General features: G+C 69.3%; 21 protein-coding genes and 1 pseudogene. 7 read left to right on the top strand and 15 right to left on the bottom strand.

The features are described from left to right. Window positions 1-27: 27 nt before the first annotated feature. The 5 genes from ACLKM7_RS07095 to ACLKM7_RS07075 all read right to left on the bottom strand — a co-directional run bounded on the left by ACLKM7_RS07095 (window position 28) and on the right by ACLKM7_RS07075 (window position 4,401). Window positions 28-807 (bottom strand): heme ABC transporter ATP-binding protein, encoded by a 780-nt coding sequence (locus ACLKM7_RS07095; RefSeq protein WP_436446440.1) that lies wholly within the window; start codon window positions 805-807, stop codon window positions 28-30. Beyond that, window positions 804-1,847, bottom strand: coding sequence for a FecCD family ABC transporter permease (locus ACLKM7_RS07090; RefSeq protein ID WP_436446474.1), 1,044 nt, complete (start codon window positions 1,845-1,847; stop codon window positions 804-806). The genes ACLKM7_RS07095 and ACLKM7_RS07090 overlap by 4 nt, the downstream gene beginning before the upstream one ends. A 47-nt stretch (window positions 1,848-1,894) precedes the next feature. Beyond that, on the bottom strand, window positions 1,895-3,034 hold the full coding sequence (locus ACLKM7_RS07085; RefSeq protein WP_436446439.1) for a heme/hemin ABC transporter substrate-binding protein: 1,140 nt from the start codon (window positions 3,032-3,034) through the stop codon (window positions 1,895-1,897). Then, window positions 3,031-3,879 (bottom strand): HtaA domain-containing protein, encoded by an 849-nt coding sequence (locus ACLKM7_RS07080; RefSeq protein ID WP_436446438.1) that lies wholly within the window; start codon window positions 3,877-3,879, stop codon window positions 3,031-3,033. The genes ACLKM7_RS07085 and ACLKM7_RS07080 overlap by 4 nt, the downstream gene beginning before the upstream one ends. Window positions 3,880-4,032: 153 nt before the next feature. Next, a complete protein-coding gene (locus ACLKM7_RS07075) occupies window positions 4,033-4,401 on the bottom strand; it encodes a sterol carrier family protein (RefSeq protein WP_436446437.1) in 369 nt (122 codons plus the stop codon). A gap of 43 nt (window positions 4,402-4,444) precedes the next feature. On the opposite strand from ACLKM7_RS07075, the gene purD reads away from it, so the two are divergent. Beyond that, on the top strand, window positions 4,445-5,716 hold the full coding sequence (gene purD / locus ACLKM7_RS07070; RefSeq protein ID WP_436446436.1) for a phosphoribosylamine--glycine ligase: 1,272 nt from the start codon (window positions 4,445-4,447) through the stop codon (window positions 5,714-5,716). Window positions 5,717-5,824: 108 nt separating this feature from the next. Here the strand turns inward: purD and ACLKM7_RS07065 are convergent, their stop codons facing one another. Next, window positions 5,825-6,922 (bottom strand): fatty acid desaturase family protein, encoded by a 1,098-nt coding sequence (locus ACLKM7_RS07065; RefSeq protein WP_436446435.1) that lies wholly within the window; start codon window positions 6,920-6,922, stop codon window positions 5,825-5,827. A 138-nt stretch (window positions 6,923-7,060) separates the two neighbouring features. After that, window positions 7,061-7,219: a hypothetical protein gene (locus ACLKM7_RS07060; RefSeq protein ID WP_168913436.1), complete on the bottom strand. Its 159-nt coding sequence runs from the start codon at window positions 7,217-7,219 to the stop codon at window positions 7,061-7,063. Window positions 7,220-7,336: 117 nt separating this feature from the next. On the opposite strand from ACLKM7_RS07060, the gene ACLKM7_RS07055 reads away from it, so the two are divergent. Next, on the top strand, window positions 7,337-7,708 hold the full coding sequence (locus ACLKM7_RS07055; protein ID WP_436446434.1) for a hypothetical protein: 372 nt from the start codon (window positions 7,337-7,339) through the stop codon (window positions 7,706-7,708). Between the two features lie 16 nt (window positions 7,709-7,724). Continuing rightward, entirely contained in the window at window positions 7,725-8,699 is a 975-nt protein-coding gene (locus tag ACLKM7_RS07050; protein ID WP_436446433.1) for a phosphoribosylaminoimidazolesuccinocarboxamide synthase, read from the top strand. Window positions 8,700-8,720: 21 nt separating this feature from the next. On the opposite strand, the gene ACLKM7_RS07045 is transcribed toward ACLKM7_RS07050, so the two are convergent. Next, window positions 8,721-10,298 (bottom strand): hypothetical protein, encoded by a 1,578-nt coding sequence (locus ACLKM7_RS07045; RefSeq protein WP_436446432.1) that lies wholly within the window; start codon window positions 10,296-10,298, stop codon window positions 8,721-8,723. Beyond that, window positions 10,280-11,131, bottom strand: coding sequence for an ABC transporter ATP-binding protein (locus tag ACLKM7_RS07040; protein ID WP_436446431.1), 852 nt, complete (start codon window positions 11,129-11,131; stop codon window positions 10,280-10,282). Before ACLKM7_RS07040 ends, ACLKM7_RS07045 begins: the two co-directional genes overlap by 19 nt. Before the next feature lie 134 nt (window positions 11,132-11,265). Here ACLKM7_RS07040 and ACLKM7_RS07035 point away from each other — a divergent pair, with 134 nt between their 5' ends. Next, a complete protein-coding gene (locus ACLKM7_RS07035; RefSeq protein WP_436446430.1) occupies window positions 11,266-12,585 on the top strand; it encodes a uracil-xanthine permease family protein in 1,320 nt (439 codons plus the stop codon). 36 nt (window positions 12,586-12,621) lie between these two features. Beyond that, window positions 12,622-13,512 carry a VOC family protein gene (locus ACLKM7_RS07030; RefSeq protein WP_436446429.1) on the top strand — a complete coding sequence of 297 codons (891 nt, stop codon included), beginning with the start codon at window positions 12,622-12,624 and terminating at the stop codon, window positions 13,510-13,512. Between the two features lie 12 nt (window positions 13,513-13,524). Here the strand turns inward: ACLKM7_RS07030 and ACLKM7_RS07025 are convergent. From ACLKM7_RS07025 to ACLKM7_RS07005, 5 genes and pseudogenes are all read right to left on the bottom strand, one after another. Then, window positions 13,525-14,544: pseudogene (locus tag ACLKM7_RS07025) on the bottom strand (LacI family DNA-binding transcriptional regulator); the annotation flags it as partial. 13 nt (window positions 14,545-14,557) lie between these two features. Beyond that, the gene (locus tag ACLKM7_RS07020; protein ID WP_436446428.1) at window positions 14,558-16,057 is read right to left on the bottom strand and encodes a glycoside hydrolase family 1 protein; all 1,500 of its coding nucleotides are present in this window, start codon (window positions 16,055-16,057) and stop codon (window positions 14,558-14,560) included. A 7-nt stretch (window positions 16,058-16,064) separates the two neighbouring features. Further along, complete coding sequence (locus ACLKM7_RS07015) at window positions 16,065-16,982, bottom strand: carbohydrate ABC transporter permease (protein ID WP_436446427.1); 918 nt, start codon at window positions 16,980-16,982, stop codon at window positions 16,065-16,067. Further along, entirely contained in the window at window positions 16,979-18,016 is a 1,038-nt protein-coding gene (locus tag ACLKM7_RS07010; protein WP_436446426.1) for a carbohydrate ABC transporter permease, read from the bottom strand. Before ACLKM7_RS07010 ends, ACLKM7_RS07015 begins: the two co-directional genes overlap by 4 nt. Window positions 18,017-18,095: 79 nt before the next feature. Further along, window positions 18,096-19,364, bottom strand: a complete 1,269-nt coding sequence (locus ACLKM7_RS07005; RefSeq protein WP_436446425.1) for an ABC transporter substrate-binding protein — start codon at window positions 19,362-19,364, stop codon at window positions 18,096-18,098. Window positions 19,365-19,630: 266 nt separating this feature from the next. On the opposite strand from ACLKM7_RS07005, the gene purS reads away from it, so the two are divergent. Together purS and purQ are read left to right on the top strand one after the other, a co-directional pair. Continuing rightward, entirely contained in the window at window positions 19,631-19,879 is a 249-nt protein-coding gene (gene purS / locus ACLKM7_RS07000) for a phosphoribosylformylglycinamidine synthase subunit PurS (protein WP_219983063.1), read from the top strand. Next, entirely contained in the window at window positions 19,876-20,583 is a 708-nt protein-coding gene (gene purQ / locus ACLKM7_RS06995) for a phosphoribosylformylglycinamidine synthase subunit PurQ (RefSeq protein ID WP_436446424.1), read from the top strand. Before purS ends, purQ begins: the two co-directional genes overlap by 4 nt. Before the next feature lie 31 nt (window positions 20,584-20,614). Here purQ and ACLKM7_RS06990 read toward each other — a convergent pair whose 3' ends face one another. Then, on the bottom strand, window positions 20,615-21,046 hold the full coding sequence (locus ACLKM7_RS06990) for a DUF1761 domain-containing protein (RefSeq protein WP_436446423.1): 432 nt from the start codon (window positions 21,044-21,046) through the stop codon (window positions 20,615-20,617). Between the last annotated feature and the right edge of the window lie 6 nt (window positions 21,047-21,052).

Genomic DNA, 21,052 nt, shown 5'->3' with positions numbered 1-21,052 from the left:
TGAATCCTGAGAACACTCTGAGGAGTATTACTGCACGCGGCGGGGAAGGATGACCGGGCGGCCGGTATCGGGGTCTTCGAGAACTCGTACGGGCGTCCGGTAGACCTCCTCGACTCGCTCGCGCGTCAGGACCACGCCGGGGGACCCTAGCGCCACGAGCCGGCCCTGATGAACGATCGCGATGTCGTCGGCATAGGCTGCGGCGAGCGAGAGGTCGTGCAGCACCACGACAACCGCACGCCCGCCGGCAGCGAGGTCGCGCGCGATCAGCAGCACGTCCTCCTGGTGGCGCAGATCCAGCGCCGCCGTCGGCTCGTCGAGCATGACGACGCGCGTATCCTGTGCGAGCACGCGGGCGAGTGACACCCGCGCCTTCTCGCCGCCCGACAGCGAGGGGAACGGTCGCGCGGCCAGATGGGTGACATCCGTCCGTTCCAGAGCGTCGCGGATGACGCGATCGTCGTCACCCGGGTCGCCGTGGCCGGCCCACGGTGCGCGGCCCATTTCGACCACCTCTGCGGCCGTGAACGAGAACGCCACCTGGTTCGACTGCAGCAGGACCGACCGCGCCCTCGACAGGTCCCCGGTGCTCCACGCGCCCAGAGCACGCCCGTCCAGGGTGACGTCGCCGGTCGTGGCGGCGAGCTCACCGGTCAGGATGCCGAGGAGACTCGACTTTCCGGCGCCATTCGGGCCGACGAGCGCGAGCACGCGTCCGTACGGAATCTCGATCGAGATGTCGTCGAGGATCGCCGCGGCGCCCATGCGAAGGCCGACATCGCGCAGGGCATATGCGACCGAGATCATGCCCACCCACCAGCCCGGCGCCTGTTGCGGCGGATCAGCCAGTAGAAGAACGGCCCGCCGACGAGAGAGGTCAGGATGCCGATCGGCAGGTCCGCCGAGGGCACCAGGGTGCGCGCCAAGAGATCGGCGTACACCAGCACGGTGCCACCGACCAGGAGCGACATCAGCAGGAGCGTGCGGTTGGATGGACCGAGCAGCATCCGCACGATATGCGGGACGACCAGTCCCACGAACGCGACGATCCCGACGAACGCGACGGCGACGCCTGTCAGCAGCGCCACGAGGACGATCGACACGATCCGCAGCCGCTCGACGCGGACGCCCAGGTGCACCGCGGTGCGGTCCCCCAGCGACAGCAGATCGTACTGACGCGCGAGTGCGACGACGGCCGCGGCGCTGGCGACTCCGACGAGGGCCACGAGCGCCACCTCGGACCATCGCGAGCCGTTCATCCACCCGAGCTGCCAGAAGACGATCTGCTCGCGCGACGCCGCGTCGCCGACGAACATGAGCAGTGCAAGCGCCGCACCGGCGAAGGCGTTGACCGCGATGCCGGTGAGGATGAGCGTGATGGACTCGGTTCGCCTCTGAGCCCGCGCGGTCGCGTAGACGACGAGGGTCGCTGCGAGTCCGCCGGCGAAGGCGCACGCGGCGGTCGACCAGCCGCCCAGCGCGGTGGTGCCGAGCGTGATGGCCGCTGCCGCGCCGAGCGCGGCACCGGACGACACCCCCACGACGCCGGGCTCGGCGAGCGGATTGGCGAAGATCGCCTGCATGACCGCGCCCGCGGCGGCCAGCAGGGCACCGACCAGAAGCGACATCACGACGCGAGGAAACCTGATCTGCCACAGCGTCTGCTCGATGAGCTGCTCGGCCGGTGCCCACGGGTTCGCGATGCCCACGGCCCTCAGCACGGATCCGACCACTTCGGCCGGGCCGATCGGCAGCTGTCCGAGACCGGCCGAGAGGATCACGCCGGCCACGAGCAGCGTCCCCGTGACCACGGTGACGGCGATGCGGCGGCGAGTGAGGGAGGGGATGCCGGTACGCTGCGGGGCTGGCGTCACCACGCGTTCCGCGGCGGACGTCACGGACCGGCCTCGGGTGCGTAGATCGCCCGCGCGAGTGCCTCGAGCACGTGGGCGGAGCGTGGACCGAACGACAGGATCTGGCCGTCTGCCATGTCCACGAACCGCCGGTGCCGGCCCGCCTCGGTGAGCGCGATGGCCGGCCTGGACTCGAGGAGCCCGTCGACGCCGTCGACCGACTCCAGCCCCTTGCTCATCACGAGGATCAGGTCGGGATCGGCTGCGACCATCGCCTCGTCGGTGAGCGGCTGCATGCCTCTCCAGCCCAGCTCGCCCGCGACGTCGATCGCCGACAGTCCCTCGATGAGATCGTCGGCGCCGGACCCCTCGCCGAACAGGTAATAGACGCCCGCCGAGCCGCGGACATACAGGAACATGACTCGCAGGCGATCGGCCTCGTCCTCCGGCGCGAGTTCCGCGATCCGGGCGCGCGTGGCATCCACCTCGCTCTCGATCCGGTCGCCGAGCAGCTCTCCCGCCTCGTCGACGCCGAGGATGCGCCCCACGTCGCGGGCGAGCTGCGCCGCGCCCTCGAACGATGACGCGCTGCGGACGAAGACGACGGTGATGCCCACGTCGCGCAGCTGCTCCACGACGTCGGCGGGGCCGATACTGCCGTCCGTCAGCACGAGCGTGGGCTCCAACGCGATGATCGCCTCGGCGTTGACGGTGTGTCCGCCGCTCGTGACGACGTCGAGGTGCTCAGTGCCGGGGAAAGTCGTCGACACGTCGCGCCCGACGAGGCGGTCACCCAGGCCCAGACCCCACACGGTGGCCGCCAGCGAGCCTGACAGGTCCATCGCGATGATGCTCGACGTGTCATCCACCGTCACCGCCGTATCGCCGTCGAGATCATACGAGATGACCTCCACGGGCAGCTTCTGCTCAGGCTGCTCGGTCACGGGCTCCACCTCGGCGTCGGCAAGGACAGCGCTGGAGGGTCCCTCGAACGACCTCGGGTCCTCGAGCGGCACCAGTTCGTCGAACGGCGTCTGCGCGACGGCGACGCTCGCGTCCGTCGCGGGCGCCGACGTCGAGGCGCACGCCGTGAGGAGGAGCGCGGCCACGATGAGCGCGCCCACACCCGCCGCGCGGCGGTTCCGATCCCCGGCGCCGGGTGTCACGCCCGGCAGCGTCACGCCGAGTCGTCCTTGCGTTCCCGACGCCGCGCCACCGCGAACGCAGCCGCCGCACCGACGACCACGACCGCGCCGCCGGCGATGACCCACGGCAACCAGGGGGTCGGGGCGGACGCCGCGGCTGCGGCATCCGTCTCGATCGGGGCCTCCGCCGTTTCGGTCGGAGTCGGCGCGGGCATCGCCGCCTGCGGGCACTCCGCGGACACGATCAGCGACAACGCGTCGAACGGCGTGCCGGTCTCGTAGTTGCCGAAGGCCGCGAACCCCTCCGCCGTGATCGTGGCCGGAGCGTCGACGACCGAAACCGTGAGCGCACTGTGCTGCGTCTCGACGACAGCGGCGGCGAAATCGAGGTCGAGGAGCGGTACCTGCAGCGTGGTCACGGGCGTGTTGACGCCCGCAAGGGCGTTCTCCATCGAGACCCCGGTGATGTCGATCAGCAGCTGTGCGGTCGCCGGGCCTGTGAAGACCACAGTGGGGTTCTGAACCGTCGTGTCGAGCAGACCGTCGTGTCCGGTGAACCGGATGCCGCCGGGGAACGCGATCGAACCGGTCGAGGTCTCAGGGCTGTACGTTCCCGCTCCTCCCGTCCAGCCGAACCGCGGGGTCTCGTAGGTGGCGCCGCCCTGGACCTCCCACGTGCCGTGCGCGATCGAACCGGAGATGTAGGAGCGGAACGACTCCTTGAATCCCCACGACAGCTGCGCCGAAGTCACGGCGCACGCGTCGGTGGCGGTGGCGGTGGCGGTGGCGATGGTCGGAGGCGACGCGGCCCACGCCGCCGAGGGAGCCAGCACCACGATGGCGGAGACGAGACCCGCCATGACGGCACGGCGGAGCGACATGTTCGAGCGCATTTGAACCCCAGCGAGAATGCGGTGCGCGCGAGTCGCGCGGCAAGGTTAGGAAAGCCTAACCTATCGTCCACCATAGCCGAGCGCAGCGCCACGTCGCGGTTCTCGAGAGCGCGAAGCGCGACGGGACGCGGCGTCGGAGGATCAGGGTCGCAGCGGAAGCAGGTCCGAGATGTCGGCCCGTGTGCCGGAGGCGTGGATGCGGCCGGCGGCCGCGGCATCCGTCCACTGCACTTGACCCGTGGCGAGCGCGATCCACGTCGCCGGGTCGGTCTCGACGACGTTCGGCGGCGTGCCGCGGGTATGGCGCGGACCCTCGACGACCTGCACCGCACCGAACGGCGGCACCCGCACCTCGACCGAGTTGCCCGGCGCCTTCTCGGCCAGCAGCTGCAGCAGGTACCGCACCGCGGTCGCGTGGTCGGTGCGGGAGGGGGCGACGGATGCCTCGGCCGCCGCCCGCACCGCGCTCAGCGCAGAGCGGCCGTCGTCGGTCGAGATCTTGCGCGCCATCCCTCCACGCTACGCCGGAGGCGACGCTGAGTAGGCTGGCCGGGTGAAGATCCTGGTCCTCGGCTCGGGCGCGCGGGAGCACGCCATCATCCTCGCCCTGCGTGCGGAGGAGGCGGAGCACGAGATCTTCGCCGCCCCCGGCAACGCCGGCATCGCGCAGCACGCGCAGCTCGTCGCACTCGACGCGAACGATCCGGCCGCGGTCACGAGCTTCGCGAACGAGAACCACGTCGACCTCGTCGTGATCGGGCCCGAGGCCCCGCTCGTGGCGGGCGTCGCTGACGCCGTGCGCGAGCGCGGCATCCCGGTGTTCGGTCCGGGCAAGGCGGCGGCGCAGCTCGAGGGTTCGAAGGCCTTCGCGAAGCGGATCATGGATGCCGCGGGCGTGCCCACCGGCCGCGCGGTCCGTGCCGCGAGCCGGGCCGAGGTCGAGGCCGCGTTCGACGAGTTGGGTGCCCCGCACGTGGTCAAGGCCGATGGGCTCGCTGCGGGCAAGGGCGTCATCGTCACGGACGACCGCGCTGCTGCCCTCGCCCACGCCGAGGTCTATCTGCCGCTCGGGCCGGTGCTCGTCGAGGAATTCCTCGCGGGGCCCGAGGTGTCGCTGTTCTTCCTGAGCGACGGCGACCATGTCGTGCCGCTCAGCCCGGCGCAGGACTACAAGCGGCTGCTCGACGGTGATGAGGGGCCCAACACCGGGGGAATGGGCGCGTACTCGCCCCTGCCCTGGCTGTCGGAGCGTTTCGGCGGCGAAACGGAGTTCGTCGAGCTGGTCACCCGCGAGATCGCCGACCCGGTGATCCGGCAGCTGGATGCCGAGGGCACCCCGTTCATCGGGCTCCTTTACGCCGGGCTCATCCTCACTGACGCCGGCGTCAAGGTGATCGAGTTCAATGCGCGCTTCGGCGACCCCGAGACGCAGGTCGTGCTGCCGCGGCTGGTCGACCCGCTGTCGGAGCTGCTGCTGGCCGCGGCATCCGGTCACCTCGAAGACCGGCCGCAGCCGGCCTTCGCCGAAGCCGTCGCGGTGACGGTGGTGCTCGCCAGCGAGGGGTACCCCGCCGCACCCGTGACGGGCCGCCCGCTCACCGGCCTGCACGCGGCGGAGGCGGTTGAAGGCGTGCACCTCGCGCACGCCGCCACCGCCGAGACCGACGGCGGCCTGGTCGCCACCGGCGGGCGGGTGCTCAACGTGGTCGCACTGGGCACGACCTTCACCGAGGCGCGCGATCGCGTGTATCGCGCGGTCGCCGAGATCGGCCTCGAGGGAGGACAGCACCGCAGCGACATCGCGGCACGCGTCGTCGAAGGCTGACGAGCGCCGGCGCGAGTTCGGTGCCCACGCTGCGTGAACCAGCACCCGCTGTCGGGATGAACGGCCGCGGTTGCCGGAGTCGGGCGCGCGAGCGTCCGGCGCGGCCGGTCACACCGCCGCACGCTGCTGCAGCAGCGGGCACTCGAACGGATCACGCTCGCCGAGCCCGACGCGGTTGATGTACCGCGTGACGATCCCGTACGACTCCCACAGTCCCGTCTCGGTGTAGCGCACGCCATGATCGAGGCAGTACTGCCGGATCGTGAGCGACGCCTTGCGCAGGTGCGGCCGCGGCATCGACGGGAACAGGTGGTGCTCGATCTGGTAGTTCAGTCCTCCCATGGCGACATCGAGCATCCTGCTGCCGCGGATGTTGCGGCTCATCAGCACCTGCCGTCGGAGGAAGTCGAGCTTGAGATCGGCGGGCACGAGAGGCATGCCCTTGTGATTGGGCGCGAAGGACAGACCCATGTACACGCCGAAGATGCCCAGCTGCACCGCCAGGAACACCGCGGCGATACCGGGTGAGAGCACCACGAATACGAGCGCCAGGTAAGCGCCGATCCGCAGCAGCAGGAACGCGGCCTCGATCCACCGGCGGCGGAGAGGCTCGGGCGAGAACACCCGCCGGACCCCCGACGCGTGCAGCGAGAGCCCCTCGAGCAGCAGGATCGGGAAGAAGAACAGGCCCTGATGAGCCATGAGCCACTTCACGGCGGCACCATGACGGCGCGAACGCTGCTCCACCTGCTCTGGGGTGAACGCGATGACCGGCAGCTCGATGTCGGGATCGGTGCCGATCTTGTTCGGATTGGCGTGGTGACGGGTGTGTTTGTGCTGCCACCACCCGTAGCTCATGCCCACCAGGAGGTTGCCGAGGACGAGGGACGTCCAGTCGTTCCACTTTCCCGACACGAAGATCTGGCGATGCGCGGCGTCGTGCCCGAGCATGGCGATCTGGGTGAACACGACGGCCAGTGCGGCGGCGGTGAACAGCTGCCACCACGTATCGCCGATCATGATGAAGACGGCGATCGCAACGCCCAGCACGAGGACCGCGCCGATCAGCTTGGTCCAGTAGTAGCCGTAACGTCGGCGCATGAGGCCGCTCGACGTCACGATGCGCGAGAGTTCGGTGAAATCGTTGCCGGCGCGGTGGCGACCCGGCGAGAGGTCCTTTACCTCGCGGGCCTGTTGCTCGTTCATGCTCCAGCCCCGTTCCCGCGGCTCGCGAGGTGCGGGCCGCGGATGCCGGGTCCGGGGCATCGTTTGTGGTCAGGTTACGCCCGTCTTCGGCTGAGAAGTCGTCGATGCGGTGACTTCACAGCCGAATGCCGGGCGCTGTCATGTCTGACGTCGAATGAAGCGCATCAGCCACGCGATGACGGCGATCACCAGGATGATGATCCCGATCCACAGCAGGAACTGCACCGCCTCGACGAACACGCCGAACAGCAGCAGCACGATTCCGATGATGAGCAGGGTCACTGCGAGTGCTGTCATGTCTCCATGGTGGCGGTGGCTCCGCCGGCGCGCCATCGGGTTGACACGGCGTGGAATCCGCGCAAGCCCGGCCCGGAGCTCTTTCTTCACGTCTGCGCCCGGCCGTATGGTCTCAGCATGACCGACGACCCGGACGCTTCATCACCAGCCGGCGAATATCCCGCGGCGGTCGCGCGAGCGCGTGAGATCTTCGACCCGATCGCGGCAGAGTACCTCGGGCGCCCCGGCGTCGACATCGGCCCGATGTTCGGGAGCGAGGGCCTGCGCATCCGTGGCAAGGTGTTCGCGTTCATCAGCCATCGCGGCACTCTCGTGGTCAAGGTGCCTGCTGAGCGCGCGGATGAATTGGAGGCCGCCCGCAGCGGCGAGCGCATGCAGATCGGCGGGCGCACACTGCGCGAATGGGTCATGCTCGACGTCCAGCACGCCGAGCATTGGCCGGGGGTCACGGACGAGGCGTTCGCGTACGTCGACGTGGTGACGCCCTGACCCACGCCCCGGGATAATGGGGCGGGTGACGGACGCGACCCCCTCTGCCCTCGACCTGCCCGGCTGGCGACACGTGTACTCCGGCAAGGTGCGGGACCTGTACGTCCCCGCCGACACGGCCGAAGGCGCGTCGCCCGCGCGCATGCTCGTCGTCGCGAGCGATCGCGTGAGCGCGTTCGACCACGTGCTCGAGCCCGGGATCCCGGGCAAGGGCGTGCTGCTGACCACGCTCAGCCTGTGGTGGTTCGACCGCCTCGCGGGCGCGGACGGCGCGCGCAGCATCCCGAACCATCTCGCGGCCTCGCACACGCTGACCCTCGGTGCGGACGGCGAGGCGAACACCGCCGACGACGTGCAGAGACTGATTCCGGATGCCGTCACCGGGCGCGCGATGGTGGTGAAGAGCCTCGACATGCAGCCGATCGAGTGCGTCGTGCGCGGGTATCTCACCGGGTCGGGGTGGGCCGAGTACCAGGCCGACGGCACGGTGTGCGGCATCCCGCTGCCCGCCGGCCTGTCCAACGGGGACCGGCTTCCCGAGCCGATCTACACCCCCGCGTTCAAGGCGCCGATGGGCGAGCACGACGAGAACATCTCGTTCGAGCGCACCGTGGAGCTGGTGGGGGCAGAACGCGCCGAGGAGCTCCGCGACCTCTCGCTCGAGATCTACACCCGCGCGGCACGCACCGCGGAGGGCCGCGGCGTGATCCTCGCCGACACCAAGTTCGAGTTCGGTGTCGATGAGAACGGCGTCCTGACGCTGGCCGACGAGGTGCTCACGAGCGATTCGTCGCGGTATTGGGATGCCGCGGCGTGGGAGTCGGGCACGACGCCCGAGGAGCGCATGGCGAGCTTCGACAAGCAGATCGTGCGGGACTGGCTCGCCGCGAACTGGGACAAGCGGGGCGAGCCGCCGACGCTGCCGCAGGACGTCGTGGAGCGCACCGCCGCCCGCTACCGCGAGCTGCTGGATCTGCTGACCTCCGCCTGAGCCGCGCTCCCGGCCTTCCGCTCAGGCGTTCTTCATCGCCTTCAGGCGCGCGAGGAGGACGGGGCCGGTGCGATCGAGCATCTTCCCGCCGATCAGGATGCCTGCCGCCAGCACCACCGATCCGAGCACGATGCCGCCCGCGAAGGCGATCCAGCTCATCGCGGCGTTCTCGGTGAAGAAGCCGATCACCCCGACGATGACAGCCGGCGCCGACAGCAGCAGCGCTGCGAGCCAGATGCCGAGGAACGCGAGCCCCTGCAGGAACGTTGAGCCCGGCACCCGCTTGAACGGATTGTCGCCCGACGCCGCGACCGGCACGACGAGCTGCGCCGACGTGAGCGCGCACACGCCGTAACAGACGAACAGGATCGCGATCGACATGCCGAGGATCCCGGGGAACTGCTGCCACCGTCCAGAGAAGGCGAAGGGCAGGACCGCGGCCACCAGCACCAGAGGCAATGCCACGGCCGCCGCAGCGAACGTGCGGCCCACACGATCCGCTCGGCCGGAGGCTCCGGTCATGATCTCGGTGCCGAAGGCCGTGCCGTCGTATGAGATGTCGGCGTAGACGACGATCCCGATGACGAACGCGATGATCGGCGCCGAGAACGCCAGCGCCGCGAAAGGGTCTCCGTCGCGCGCATAGAACCACAGCAGCAGCGGCACCAGCGGTGCTCCCACGAGCTGTCGCAGGTATCGCGGATCGCGCGTCCAGTACGTCAGGGCCCGTGCGAAGATCGCGCCCGCCGCCCCGGTAGGCACGCGACCGAACCAGCCGATCGACCCCGCCTTCACCGCGGCGGCCGATGCCCGTCGCGGATTCACCAGCGAGCGCGCGAGCGACTGCCGCCACAGCAGCCACAGGACGACCAGCGTCGCGACTGCGATGAGCAGCTTCGCGCCCGCGGCGAGCAGGTCGCCGGCGGCGGCATCCGCAGGCACGGCCCAGGCGGCCCCGAGCGGAGTCCAGCCGAGCAGCGGCACCAAGGCCAGCAGGGCCTCGGCGTTGACGGCGAAACCGGTCGCGACGGCGGCGATGATCGGTCCGGCGAGGATCAGCGGGATGAAGATCAGGATGCCCGACACCTCGCGGAACCGCCGCCCGCTGCCGAGACCGGAGGCGACCGTCGCCACCGTGCGCGACGCGACGACCGCGGTCAAGACGGCGAGGGGCGCGCTCACGATCCACGCGACGATGGCCGCGGGCCAGTGCACCCACGTCGCGATCGTCGCGAGGGTCGCTGCCGACGTGATGATGCCGGGGATGCCGCACACGCCGGCGAGCGTGAGCGCCACCATCATGCGCGCCCGCGACATCGGGAAGACCACGAGGCGGTCGGGGTCCAGAGTCGTGTCGACACCGAACGCGATGAGCGGGACGAGCGCCCAGCCGAGCGTCACGAGCGACCCGGCACCGATGATCACGTCCGACGCGAGCCGCAGGTCGCCGAAGCCGAGGAGCACCAACCCGACGACGATCCCGGCGAGAAGACCCAGACCATAGAGCGCGCCGAACAGGAAGCCCACCAGCTGCCACGGGCTGCGCATCAGCTGGTTGCCGAGGACGCGGAACCGCAGCCTCAGGAGCGTCGCAACCATTCCGGCCCTTCCGTGTGGCGACGGCCTCCGACGAGCTCGACGAAGCGGTCCTGCAGCGACTGCCCGGCGCGCACCTCATCGACGGTGCCGGCGACCAGCAGCCGCCCGGCGGCGACGATGGCGACGTGGTCGCACATGCGCTGCACGAGGTCCATCGAGTGGCTCGAGACGATGACCGTGCCGCCGCTCGCGACGTAGCCGGTGAGGATGTCCTGGATGTTCGCCGCCGACACCGGATCGACCGACTCGAAGGGCTCGTCGAGCACGAGCAGTCGCGGGGCGTGGACGAGAGCGCAGGCGAGCGCGATCTTCTTGGTCATGCCGGCCGAGTAGTCCACGACCATCGTGCCCGCGGCATCCGTCATGTCCATCAGCGCGAGCAGATCAGCGGTGCGCTGCGCGATCTCGTCGTGGCTCAGCCCGAAGAGCAGCCCGTTGTAGGTCACCAGCTGCTCGCCGGTGAGCCGGTCGAACAGCTTGACGCCGTCGGCGAGGTTGCCGAGCATGCCCTTGGCGGCGACCGGATCGCGCCACACGTCGACGCCGTGCACGAGAGCCTGGCCGGCATCCGGCGCGAGCAGTCCTGTCGCCATGGACAGGGTCGTCGTCTTGCCGGCGCCGTTCGGCCCGACGAGGCCGTAGAAGGATCCCGTCGGCACCTGCAGGCTGAGATCGGCGACGGCGACCTTCTGCCCGAAGCTCTTGCGCAGGCCTCGCAGATCGAGGGCGGCCGTGCCGGCCGTCGGACCGGCTCCGACTGCGTCCGGACCCACGGCCGCAGACGGCGCAGGCGGTGCGGGGTTCACTGGTTCGGTCACGTCTCTCCGTCGCATCGGTGTCTGGTGGCTCCGCGCACTCGAGCCGGCATCTCACCCTGTCGGATGCCGCTTGCCCGGGGCAACCCGAGACCCCGCCCGCGGGCCGCTATCGTGATGGTCGCATCATCCCCTGAGCGCAAGGAGCGCGCATGCCTGTGTGGACCCTTCACGGCAACGGCCGGACCGTCGAACCGGGCGAGGTGGTGGCACCGGGCGAGCGCCTGAACTGGCCCGCCACGATCGCGATCGGCGCGCAGCACGTCATCGCGATGTTCGGCGCCACGTTCCTCGTCCCGGTGATCACGGGCTTCCCGGTGCCGACGACGCTGCTGTTCTCCGGCATCGGCACGCTGCTCTTCCTGATCATCACGCGCAACAAGCTCCCCAGCTACCTCGGCTCGTCCTTCGCGTTCATCGCCCCCGTGACCGCGGCCACCGCGTCGCAGGGCATGGGCTCGGCGCTGGCCGGCATCGTCGCGGTCGGCATCCTGCTCGCCGCCGTCGGCTTCATCGTCCAGTTCGCCGGCCTCGGCTGGATCGACAAGCTCATGCCGCCGGTCGTCGCCGGGGCGATCGTCGCTCTCATCGGCTTCAACCTGGCACCGGTCGCGTGGAGCAACTTCCAGCTGCAGCCGCTCACCGCCACCATCACGGTCGTCGCGGTGATCCTCTTCAGCGTGCTGTTCCGCGGGTTCCTCGGGCGCATCTCGATCTTCCTCGGCGTGATCGTCGGCTATATCGCCGCTCTGCTCTTCGGCGAGGTCGACTTCACCGCCGTCGGCGAGGCGGCATGGGTGGGCTTCCCCGAGTTCCACATCGCCGACTTCGCCTCCCCGGGCACCTGGAGCGTCATCGCGATGTTCCTGCCGGTCGTGCTCGTGCTCATCGCCGAGAACGTGGGACACGTGCGCGGCGTGGCGACGATGACGGATGCCTCGGTCAACCAGCACACCGGACGCGCGCTCATCGCCGACGGCGCGGCGACCACGCTCGCCGGCTTCTTCGGCGGATCGGGCACGACCACGTACGGCGAGAACATCGGCGTGATGGCCGCGACCCGCGTGTACTCCACCGCGGCGTACTGGGTCGCCGGCGTCGTCGCGATCCTCCTCGCGATGTCACCCAAGGTCGGCGCGGTCTTCAACTCGATCCCCGCCGGCGTGCTGGGCGGTGTCACCACGGCGCTGTACGGGCTCATCGGCATCATCGGCATCAAGATCTGGGTCGACAACCGCGTGGACTTCTCGCGGCCCGTCAACCAGTACACCGGAGCGGTCGCGCTCGTCATCGCGATCGCCGGATTCACGATGCAGTGGGGCGACTTCCAGCTCGGCGCGATCGTGATCGGCGCCGCCGCCGCGCTGCTGATCTACCACCTCGGCAACGCCGTGGCGCGCTGGCGCAAGACCGGCGCCGACGACGGCGGGCCGATCCCGGCCGTCGGACCCCTCGGTGGCGACCCGCAGTAGGGAATGACAGCGGATGCCGCGGCGTTGTGCATTCACATGAATGGGATAGTCGCGGCATCCGGTGACAAGCTCGCGGCCGACACGGCGATGGGCGCCGTGACGCTGCTCGTCGGCGATCTGGACGCGATGACGGCCTTCTACCGCGACGTCGTGACGCTGCAGGTGCTGGCTGCCGAGGGCGATACCGTGACGCTCGGCCGCGCAGGTCGCGCGATCGTCATCTTGCAGCGCGAACCCGCGCTGAGACACGCGACGCCTGGCTCGGCCGGGCTGTACCACACGGCGATCCTGTTCGAGACGCAGGCGGCGCTCGCGGCCGCGCTCTACTCCGTGGCTCGCCAGGCGCCGGGCACCTTCACCGGGTCGGCCGACCACCTGGTGAGCCAGGCCTTCTACTTCACCGATCCGGAGGGCAACGGGATCGAGCTGTACTGGGACCGCGATCGCACCGACTGGTCGTGGGTGCACGGCCAGATCGAGATGGCGACGCTGGGCCTCGACCCCAACGCGTTCCTGAACGAGCACCTGACCGAGGAGGTGGCACTCGGCGCGACCGCCCAGGAAGCGGCATCCGTCGGTCACGTCCATCTGTCGGTCGGCGACGTCGGCACCGCGCGCACGTTCTACGTCGACACGCTCGGCTTCGACCAGACCGCGGCGCTCGGCAACCAGGCCCTGTTCGTGAGCGCCGGCGGGTATCACCACCACATGGCGATGAACGTGTGGAACTCTCGCGGGGCAGGGCCCCGCATGCCCGCGCTCGGCCTCGGGCGGATCGACCTCGCACTCCCACACACCGACGCGCTCGGTGAACTCGGCGAGCGCCTGCGCCACCACGGTCTGCAGGTGCGCGACGACGGGCGCACCGTGTCGTTCGACGATCCGTGGGCCAACCTGTTGCGCGCGACGATCGCCACGACCGCCTGAGCGGCGGACGCGTCAGACCGACTCGCGGACCACGAGCTCGGTCTCGAGGATCGTGACGTGACGCGGATGCCGCCCAGCGAGCAGTTCGAGCAGGATCGACGCCATGCGCTCCCCCTGCGAATAGGACGGCTGGCGCACCGTGGTCAGCTGCGGCGACACCGAGGTCGCGACCGGCGAGTCGTCGAAGCCGATGAGGGCGATGTCGTCGGGCACCCGCAGGCCGGCCGCGGCGAGCACCGTCATCGCGCCCTGGGCCATCAGGTCGCTCGCGACGAAGACGGCGTCAGGGCGCTCGCCCGACTCCAGGATGCGCCGCATGGCGTCGGCACCGCCGTCGGCGGTGAAGTTGCCGTCTTCGACGACACCCTCAGACAGCCCCCACGCCGTGATCGCATCGCGGTAGCCCTGAAGCCGGTCGATGCCCGCGGGCATGTCCAGCGGACCGGTGATGGTGCCGATGCGGCGGCGGCCGCTCTCGATCAGGTACACCGTCGCGTCGTAGGCGCCTCGCACATTGTCGACGTCCACGTAGTAGTCGCGCTCCCGCTCGCGCACCGGGCGCCCGCCGTACACGACCGGCACGACGCTCGCGATGCGGTCGATGAACGTGTCGCTGGTGTGGTGCGACACCACGATCGCCCCGTCCACTGCGCCGCTGCGCACGTAGCTCGTCGTCTTGTCGCCCGGGTCGTCGCTGGCGATGAAGAGGTTGAGCACGTAGTCCGACCGGCTCAGCCGCGCGTTGATGCCCGACACGATCGCCGCGAAGAACGGGTCGCCGAAGAACCGCGTGGTGTCTTCGGGCACGATCAGGGCGATCGCGTGCGTCTGCCGGCTGGCGAGTGAACGGGCCGCGCGATTGGGCACGTAGTTGAGCTCGGCGATCGCACGCTTGACCGAGTCGAGCGCCTCCGGAGAGACCGCGGTCGAGCCGTTGACGACCCGCGACACCGTCGACCGCGAGACGCCCGCCGCTGCGGCGACCTCCTCGATCGTGACGGAGCCGCGATGTGCGTCCGTGTCCATTGCCGTGCTCCTTCTCGCGTTACGAGATCGTCGCCGCCGAGTGCTCGATCGCTCGTGCGTCGATGATGCGACTGTATTCGCGTCCGCTGTCCTTCACCGTGCGAGCCTGCGTGTCGTAGTCGACGCGCACGATGCCGAAGCGCTTCTCGTACCCCCACGCCCACTCGAAGTTGTCGAGCAGCGACCAGTAGAAGTATCCCCGCACATCGGCACCGGCATCCACCGCGTCCAGGATCGCGCTCAGGTGACCCCGGACGAAGTCGACCCGCTCGTGGTCGTGCACCCGCGCTTCGCCGCCGTCGATGACGAGCTCGTCGTCGTAGGCGGCACCGTTCTCGGTGACGTAGAGCACAGTGCCGGCGGGCTGCGCGTACTCGGTCCACACGCGGGTGAGCAGACGAGTGAGCCCCTCCGGCTGGACCTCCCAGTTCATCGGCGTGCGAGGCAGGCCGCGTTCGTGCCAGAAGATGCCCTCGTGCGACGGGAACGGGGATGCCCCGGGGCGGTCGGTCGGCGCGTCGCCGGGCTTCGGCGGGTTCGCCGGTGCCGTGCCTCCGACGAGCTCACCGTGGTAGTAGTTCACGCCGAGCGAGTCGATGGGGGTCGAGATCGCCTCGAGATCACCCGGCTGCACGGCGGCCTCCCATGCGGCCATGGCCGAAGCATCCACCTTGCGGATGTCCTCCACGATGTCGGCAGGGTACTCGCCCCGGAAGACCGGATCGAGGAACCAGCGGTTGAACTGGCCGTCGATGCGGCGTGCGGCGTCGACATCGGCCGGCTCGCTCGGGTCGGCGGGGTCTGCCACCGTGAGGTTGAGCGTGATGCCGAGCGTGAGCGACTCGTCACGGGCGCGCAGTTCGCGCACCGTCTGACCGTGCGCGAGCAGCAGGTGATGCGCGGCGAGCACGCCCTCTTCGACGCTGTAGTGGCCAGGGGCGTGCAGGCCCGCGGTGTAGCTCAGGAACGAGGAGCACCACGGCTCATTGAGCGTGGTCCACACGTTCACGCGATCGCCCAGGGCGTCGTGCAGGTCGAGCGCGTACTCGGTGAACCTGTCGGCCGTGTCGCGGTTGGTCCACCCGCCCTGTTCCTGCAGCGCCTGCGGCAGGTCCCAGTGGTAGAGCGTCAGCCACGGCAGGATGTCGGCGCCGAGCAGCTCGTCGACTAGGCGCTTGTAGAAGTCCACGCCCTGCGTGTTGAGTGCACCGCCGTCGGGACGCACCCGCGACCAGGACGTCGAGAAACGGTACGTCTGCAGGCCCATGTCTTTCATGAGGGCCACGTCATCGCGATACAGGTGGTAGTGGTCGCACGCCACATCACCGTTGTCGGCGTTGATGACGGCACCGGGCACGCGGCAGAACGCATCCCAGATCGAGTCGCGGCGGCCGTCCTCGTGGGCGGCCCCCTCGATCTGGAAGGCGGCGGTGGCGGCCCCGAACAGGAAGTCCGAGGGGAAGGAGCGCGAAGGCGCAGGCGTCATGAGGGCAGAGTCCTCTCTGGATGCGATGGTCATGTGTCTATCAGCCCTTGACGGCGCCGGCCATGATGCCGCTGACGAGCTGGCGGCCCGCGAAGGCGAACAGCAGGATCAACGGGATCGTCGCCAGGAGTACTCCCGCGAGCACGATCGAGTAGTCGACGAAGTAGTTCGACTGCAGGAGCGAGAGTGCCACGGGCAGGGTGGGGTCACGGCGGTCCAGCACGATGAACGGCCAGAAGAAGTTGTTCCACGCGCCGACGAAGGTGAACAGGAACAGCATCGCCGCCGCGGGACGCGCCGCCGGGACCGCGATGGTCCAGAACGTGCGCATCATGGTGGCCCCGTCGACGCGAGCGGCTTCGATCAGCTCGTCGGGCACGGTCTGCTGCAGGTACTGCGTCATCCAGAACACGCCGAACGCGCTGGTGAGCGCCGGGATGATGATCGCGCCGACGCTGCCCGTCCAGCCGAGGTCGGCGAACAGGATGTACAGCGGCACGACTCCGAGCTGCGTAGGCACGGCCATCGTCGCCACGACGAAGACGAGCAGCGGCTTGCTGCCGCGGAACCTCAGCTTCGCGAAAGCCCAGCCGGCGAGAGTCGACGTGAGGACGACGGATGCCGCGATCAGCGTCGAGCTGTAGATCGAGTTCCACAGGGCCGGCCAGAAGTTGACCGCCGGGTCGTTGACCACCGAGGCGGCGTTGGCGAAGAAGTTGCCGCCCGGGATCCACGACATGTTCGGGTCGCTGATGGTCGTGGAGTCGCCCGACCCGATCAGGAACGACCAGTAGTACGGGAAGACGGCCGACAGCACGACGACGCCGAGGCCCGCGTAGACCCAGAACCCGGCGCGGAAGCCGCGGATCTTCGTGGTCTTGTTGCGGTGGCGGCCGCCGCCCAGCCCCGCGGTGGCGACCGGCTCTTCGACCATGGCGATCGGAGGTGTGGTGCTCATCGGAGGTCTCCCTTGCGGTTCATGCGCCGCAGGACGCCGGCGGCGCCTCGGCTGCCCTCGTCCCGGACGAGGCGTCGCGTGACCAGGAGGTTGACGAGGCCGATGACGAGGATGAGCAGGAACAGGATCCACGCCAGGGCTGCGGCGCGGCCGAAGTTCCACTCGCGCCAGCCGATGTTGTAGAGGAACAGGGTGATCGTCAGCCACTGCCCCGCGGCGCCGCCCTGGCCGGTGTTGTCGAACTGGCTCGGCTCATCGAAGATCTGGAGTCCGCCGATGGTGGATGTGATGATCACGAAGATGAGGGTGGGGCGAAGCGACGGGAGCGTGATGCTCCAGAACTGACGGAAGCCGCCGGCGCCGTCCACGGTTGCGGCCTCGTAATAATCGCGCGGCACGGCCTGCATCGCGGCCAGCATGATGAGCGCGTTGTAGCCGACCCAGCGGAAGTTCACCATCGTCGCGATCGCGACGTGGCTCGCGAAGGCGTCCTTGTGCCAGGGCACGGCGGGCAGGCCGAGGTCGGTGAGGATGTTGTTCACCAGGCCGTGGTTGTCGCCGAACATGTTGCTGAAGATCAGGGCGACGGCGACGGGTGCCATCACGTAGGGGAGCAGGACGCTCGTTCGCCAGAAGGTCTTGGCGCGGATGTTCTTGTCGAGCATCGCGGCGATGAAGATCGCGAGGATCAGCTGCGGCACGCTCGAGAGCAGGAAGATGCTGAAGGTGTTGCGCAGCGCCGTCCAGAACTGCGGGTTCTGGAGGATCCAGATGTACTGGTCGAACCCGATGAATTCTCCGGAGTTGCGGACGAGGTCCCACTCCATGAACGAGATGACCGCGGTGTAGGCGATCGGGAACAGACCCACGATCGCGAACATGATGAAGAAGGGCGAGATGTAAAGGTACGGCGAGACCTTCAGGTCCCAGCGGCTCAGCTTCTGGCTGAACGACAGCACGCGCACGCGCTTCTCTTTGGGAAGCTGCGGGGGTGTCGCCGCCTGCGCATGGGGGCGCGTTTCGGTTGCGGTCACGAGTGGCTCCGGGTTGGTGCGGGCAGGGAAGCGTGGGCGGTGCGTGCGGGCCGTCGCCGGCCCGCACGCACCGGGTTCGTCAGAAGGCCTCGACCTCGGCGACCCACGTGTTCCACGAGGTCTGCTGGTCTTCGACACCGTCGAAGACACGCGTGACCGCGTTCTGGAGCGCGTCGTGGTACTTGAAGTAGTTCGCGTCCTTGTACGGCGCGACCGTGACGGCCTCGGCGCGCGTGGACAGGATCTCGCCCACCGGTGCGTCCTGGAAGTACGCGTTGGTGGCCTCAGCGAGCTCCTGGCTCTCGAGTGCCTCGAGCTGGCTCGGGAAAGTGCCCGCGTTCGCGAACGCCTTCATCTGCTGCTCGGGAGCGGTCAGCCAATCGGCCAGCTCGAGTGCGGCCTCGACGTTCTCGCCGTCAGCGGGAATGGTCAGGTACGAACCACCCCAGTTGCCGCCGCCGTTCGGGAAGACGTCGGCGATGTTCCAGTCGGCGGTGTCGGGCGCGTTGCCCTCGATGACACCGAGCATCCAGCCGGGGCACAGCATCGCGGCGAACTCGCCGTTCGCCATCGAGGCGAACCAGTCGTCCGACCACTGGCCGGCGTATGCCGAGTTGGGTACCGCGCGCTCGGCGACGAGGTTGTACGCGTCCGCGATCTCGGGGTTCTCGGTCGCGATGACCGTGCCGTCCTCTTCGGTGTACGTGTACTCGATCTGGTTCACGATGCCCTGGAGCACCGAGTTGGCCGAGTCGATCATCGGCTTGCCGGTGGCCGCCTTGTACTGGTCGGCCACGTCGAGGAAGTGCTCCCAGTCGCCGTTGAACAGGTCGGCGACGCCGGCCGGGTCGGAGGCGAGGCCCGCCGCCGCGAACAGGTCGGACCGGTAGCAGAGGCCCTGCGGGCCGATGTCGGTGCCGAAGCCCACGAGTCGGCCGTCCGCGTCGGTCGCGGCGGCTTCCTTCCAGTCCAGCCAGCGGCCCTTGACGCTGTCGGGCGCCTCGGCGAGGAGGTCGGAGTACTGCATGGCCTCGGCGAACCAGTCGATCTCGACTGCCTCGATATCGGCCAGGCCGCCCTTGCCGAGCTTCGCGAAGTAGTTCGCACGGGCGTCGCCCGACTCGGCGGCGCGGGTGTGCTCGACCTTGATCCCGGTCTCTTCCGTGAACTCCGCGAGGAGTTCGTCGGTGTAGCCGAAGTCGTTGAACGTGGCGATCGTCAGCGTGGTCTCGCCGTCTTCACCGGCGTCGTCGTTGGCGGCATTGCCGGCGCAGCCGGCGAGGACGATGGCCGAGGCCGAGAATGCGGCGATTGCCACAGCGCTTCTGCGGAAGGCGCGTGCGTTCACTGTCACTCCTTTGTGTTGTCAGGGTTGGTGTGTTGCAGGGTTTTCGGACCGCGGACGGATCCGGGGTCAGACTCGTGGGAGCGGTCCCATCGATTGAGACGAAACGCTATGGGATCGCTCCCAAGAATGTCAAGGGAGCGCTCCCATGGCACGGTCACAGTTCCATCACGACCCTGGAGGGCGGGACTCGGGCAGCCCGGACAGCAGGACGATGCCGGAGCCGTAGACTGAGATCGACCCCTGCCCGCGACATCCGGAGCTGTCTGATGCCCACCATCGTCGTCGACGTCATGCCCAAGGCCGAGCTTCTGGACCCGCAGGGGAAGGCCGTCACCGGAGCCCTGTCGCGACTGGGCGTCGACGCCTTCAGCGCGGTGCGCATCGGCAAGCGGTTCGAGCTGACCGTCGAGGGCGAGGTCGACGACGAGGTGCTCGCGACCGCCCGCCGCATCGCCGACGAGATCCTCTCGAACGCGGTGATCGAGGACGTCGTCGCCGTCGAGGTGGTCGAATGACCGCCCGCATCGGCGTCATCACGTTCCCCGGATCGCTCGACGACCGCGACGCGCAGCGAGCGATCCGCGTGGCCGGCGGCGAGCCCGTCGCCCTGTGGCACGGCTCCCACGATCTCGAGGGCGTGGACGCGCTCGTGCTACCGGGCGGCTTCAGCTACGGCGACTACCTCCGCGCCGGCGCCATCGCCGCGCTGGCACCGATCATGACGGAGGTGACGGATGCCGCGGCCAAGGGCATGCCGATCCTCGGGATCTGCAACGGCTTCCAGATGCTCGTCGAGGCGCGGCTGCTGCCCGGCGGTCTGATCCGCAACGCCCATCAGCAGTTCATCCGCCGCGACCAGCGGCTGCGCGTCGAGAACAACGACACCGCCTGGACGTCGGACTTCGCCGCGGACCAGGAGATCGTCATCCCGCTCAAGAACGCCGACGGCGGGTACATCGCCTCCGAGTCGGAGCTGGATCGCCTCGAGGGCGAAGGCCTCGTCGCCTTCCGCTACCTCGGTGTCAACCCGAACGGATCACTGCGCGACATCGCCGGCCTCGCGAACGAGCGCGGCAACGTCGTCGGCCTCATGCCGCACCCCGAGCACGCCGTCGAGCCCGGCTTCGGCCCCGACACGTCCGCCGCGATGCGCTCCGGCGTCGACGGCCTGTCGTTCTTCACGTCGGCCATCGCCGCCGTGGTCGCTCAGGCGGCCTGAGCCGCGATCGGGGCCTCCGCGAGTCGGTCGGTCAGACGGTCCCCGCAGGTGGCCAGACGCCGATGATCACGCCCATGATCACGAGGGTCACGAGCTCGTGCGCGATGTTCAGCACGGTCAGCGAGCTCGGCCGGCCCTCGAACGCGTCGTGGGTGATGAAGCGCGCGGCCGTGAAGCCCGCCCACAGGATCACCGCCGTGCCGAGCGCGGCGAGCAGGTAGCCGCCGCCGTAGAAGTGCCACGCGATCGACGAAGCGCCGGCGAGCACCCACGCGGTGATGAAGCTGACGATCAGCGTGACCACGATCGGGATCACCGCGCTCGCGCCGGGCCGGTCCATGTCGACCTTCGCGAGCCTCGCCCAGCGCGTGCCGAAGACCTTCGGCGTGTACCAGATCGAGCCGACGACCATGCTCGAGGCCGTCGCCAGCAGCACCGCCCAGTAGTTGATCTCGGGAACCATCTCCGC

The sequence above is a fragment of the Microbacterium sp. I2 genome (genome assembly GCF_051364985.1).
Classification (GTDB): Bacteria; Actinomycetota; Actinomycetes; order Actinomycetales; family Microbacteriaceae; genus Microbacterium.
The sequence above is the reverse complement of the archived record's forward strand: the minus strand, read 5'-3'. Positions and strand labels throughout refer to the sequence as shown.

Coding starts and splice junctions, on each gene's coding strand:
- ACLKM7_RS07080 (WP_436446438.1), bottom strand. CDS start 3,879: ATGTCGCTCCGCCGTGCCGTCATGGCGGGTCTCGTCTCCGCCATCGTG.
- ACLKM7_RS07060 (WP_168913436.1), bottom strand. CDS start 7,219: ATGACAGCACTCGCAGTGACCCTGCTCATCATCGGAATCGTGCTGCTG.
- ACLKM7_RS07035 (WP_436446430.1), top strand. CDS start 11,266: ATGCCTGTGTGGACCCTTCACGGCAACGGCCGGACCGTCGAACCGGGC.
- ACLKM7_RS07095 (WP_436446440.1), bottom strand. CDS start 807: ATGATCTCGGTCGCATATGCCCTGCGCGATGTCGGCCTTCGCATGGGC.
- ACLKM7_RS07045 (WP_436446432.1), bottom strand. CDS start 10,298: ATGGTTGCGACGCTCCTGAGGCTGCGGTTCCGCGTCCTCGGCAACCAG.
- ACLKM7_RS07075 (WP_436446437.1), bottom strand. CDS start 4,401: ATGGCGCGCAAGATCTCGACCGACGACGGCCGCTCTGCGCTGAGCGCG.
- ACLKM7_RS07065 (WP_436446435.1), bottom strand. CDS start 6,922: ATGAACGAGCAACAGGCCCGCGAGGTAAAGGACCTCTCGCCGGGTCGC.
- ACLKM7_RS07055 (WP_436446434.1), top strand. CDS start 7,337: ATGACCGACGACCCGGACGCTTCATCACCAGCCGGCGAATATCCCGCG.
- ACLKM7_RS06990 (WP_436446423.1), bottom strand. CDS start 21,046: ATGGTTCCCGAGATCAACTACTGGGCGGTGCTGCTGGCGACGGCCTCG.
- ACLKM7_RS07020 (WP_436446428.1), bottom strand. CDS start 16,057: ATGACCATCGCATCCAGAGAGGACTCTGCCCTCATGACGCCTGCGCCT.
- ACLKM7_RS07050 (WP_436446433.1), top strand. CDS start 7,725: ATGGGGCGGGTGACGGACGCGACCCCCTCTGCCCTCGACCTGCCCGGC.
- ACLKM7_RS07040 (WP_436446431.1), bottom strand. CDS start 11,131: ATGCGACGGAGAGACGTGACCGAACCAGTGAACCCCGCACCGCCTGCG.
- purS (WP_219983063.1), top strand. CDS start 19,631: ATGCCCACCATCGTCGTCGACGTCATGCCCAAGGCCGAGCTTCTGGAC.
- ACLKM7_RS07030 (WP_436446429.1), top strand. CDS start 12,622: ATGAATGGGATAGTCGCGGCATCCGGTGACAAGCTCGCGGCCGACACG.
- purQ (WP_436446424.1), top strand. CDS start 19,876: ATGACCGCCCGCATCGGCGTCATCACGTTCCCCGGATCGCTCGACGAC.
- ACLKM7_RS07015 (WP_436446427.1), bottom strand. CDS start 16,982: ATGAGCACCACACCTCCGATCGCCATGGTCGAAGAGCCGGTCGCCACC.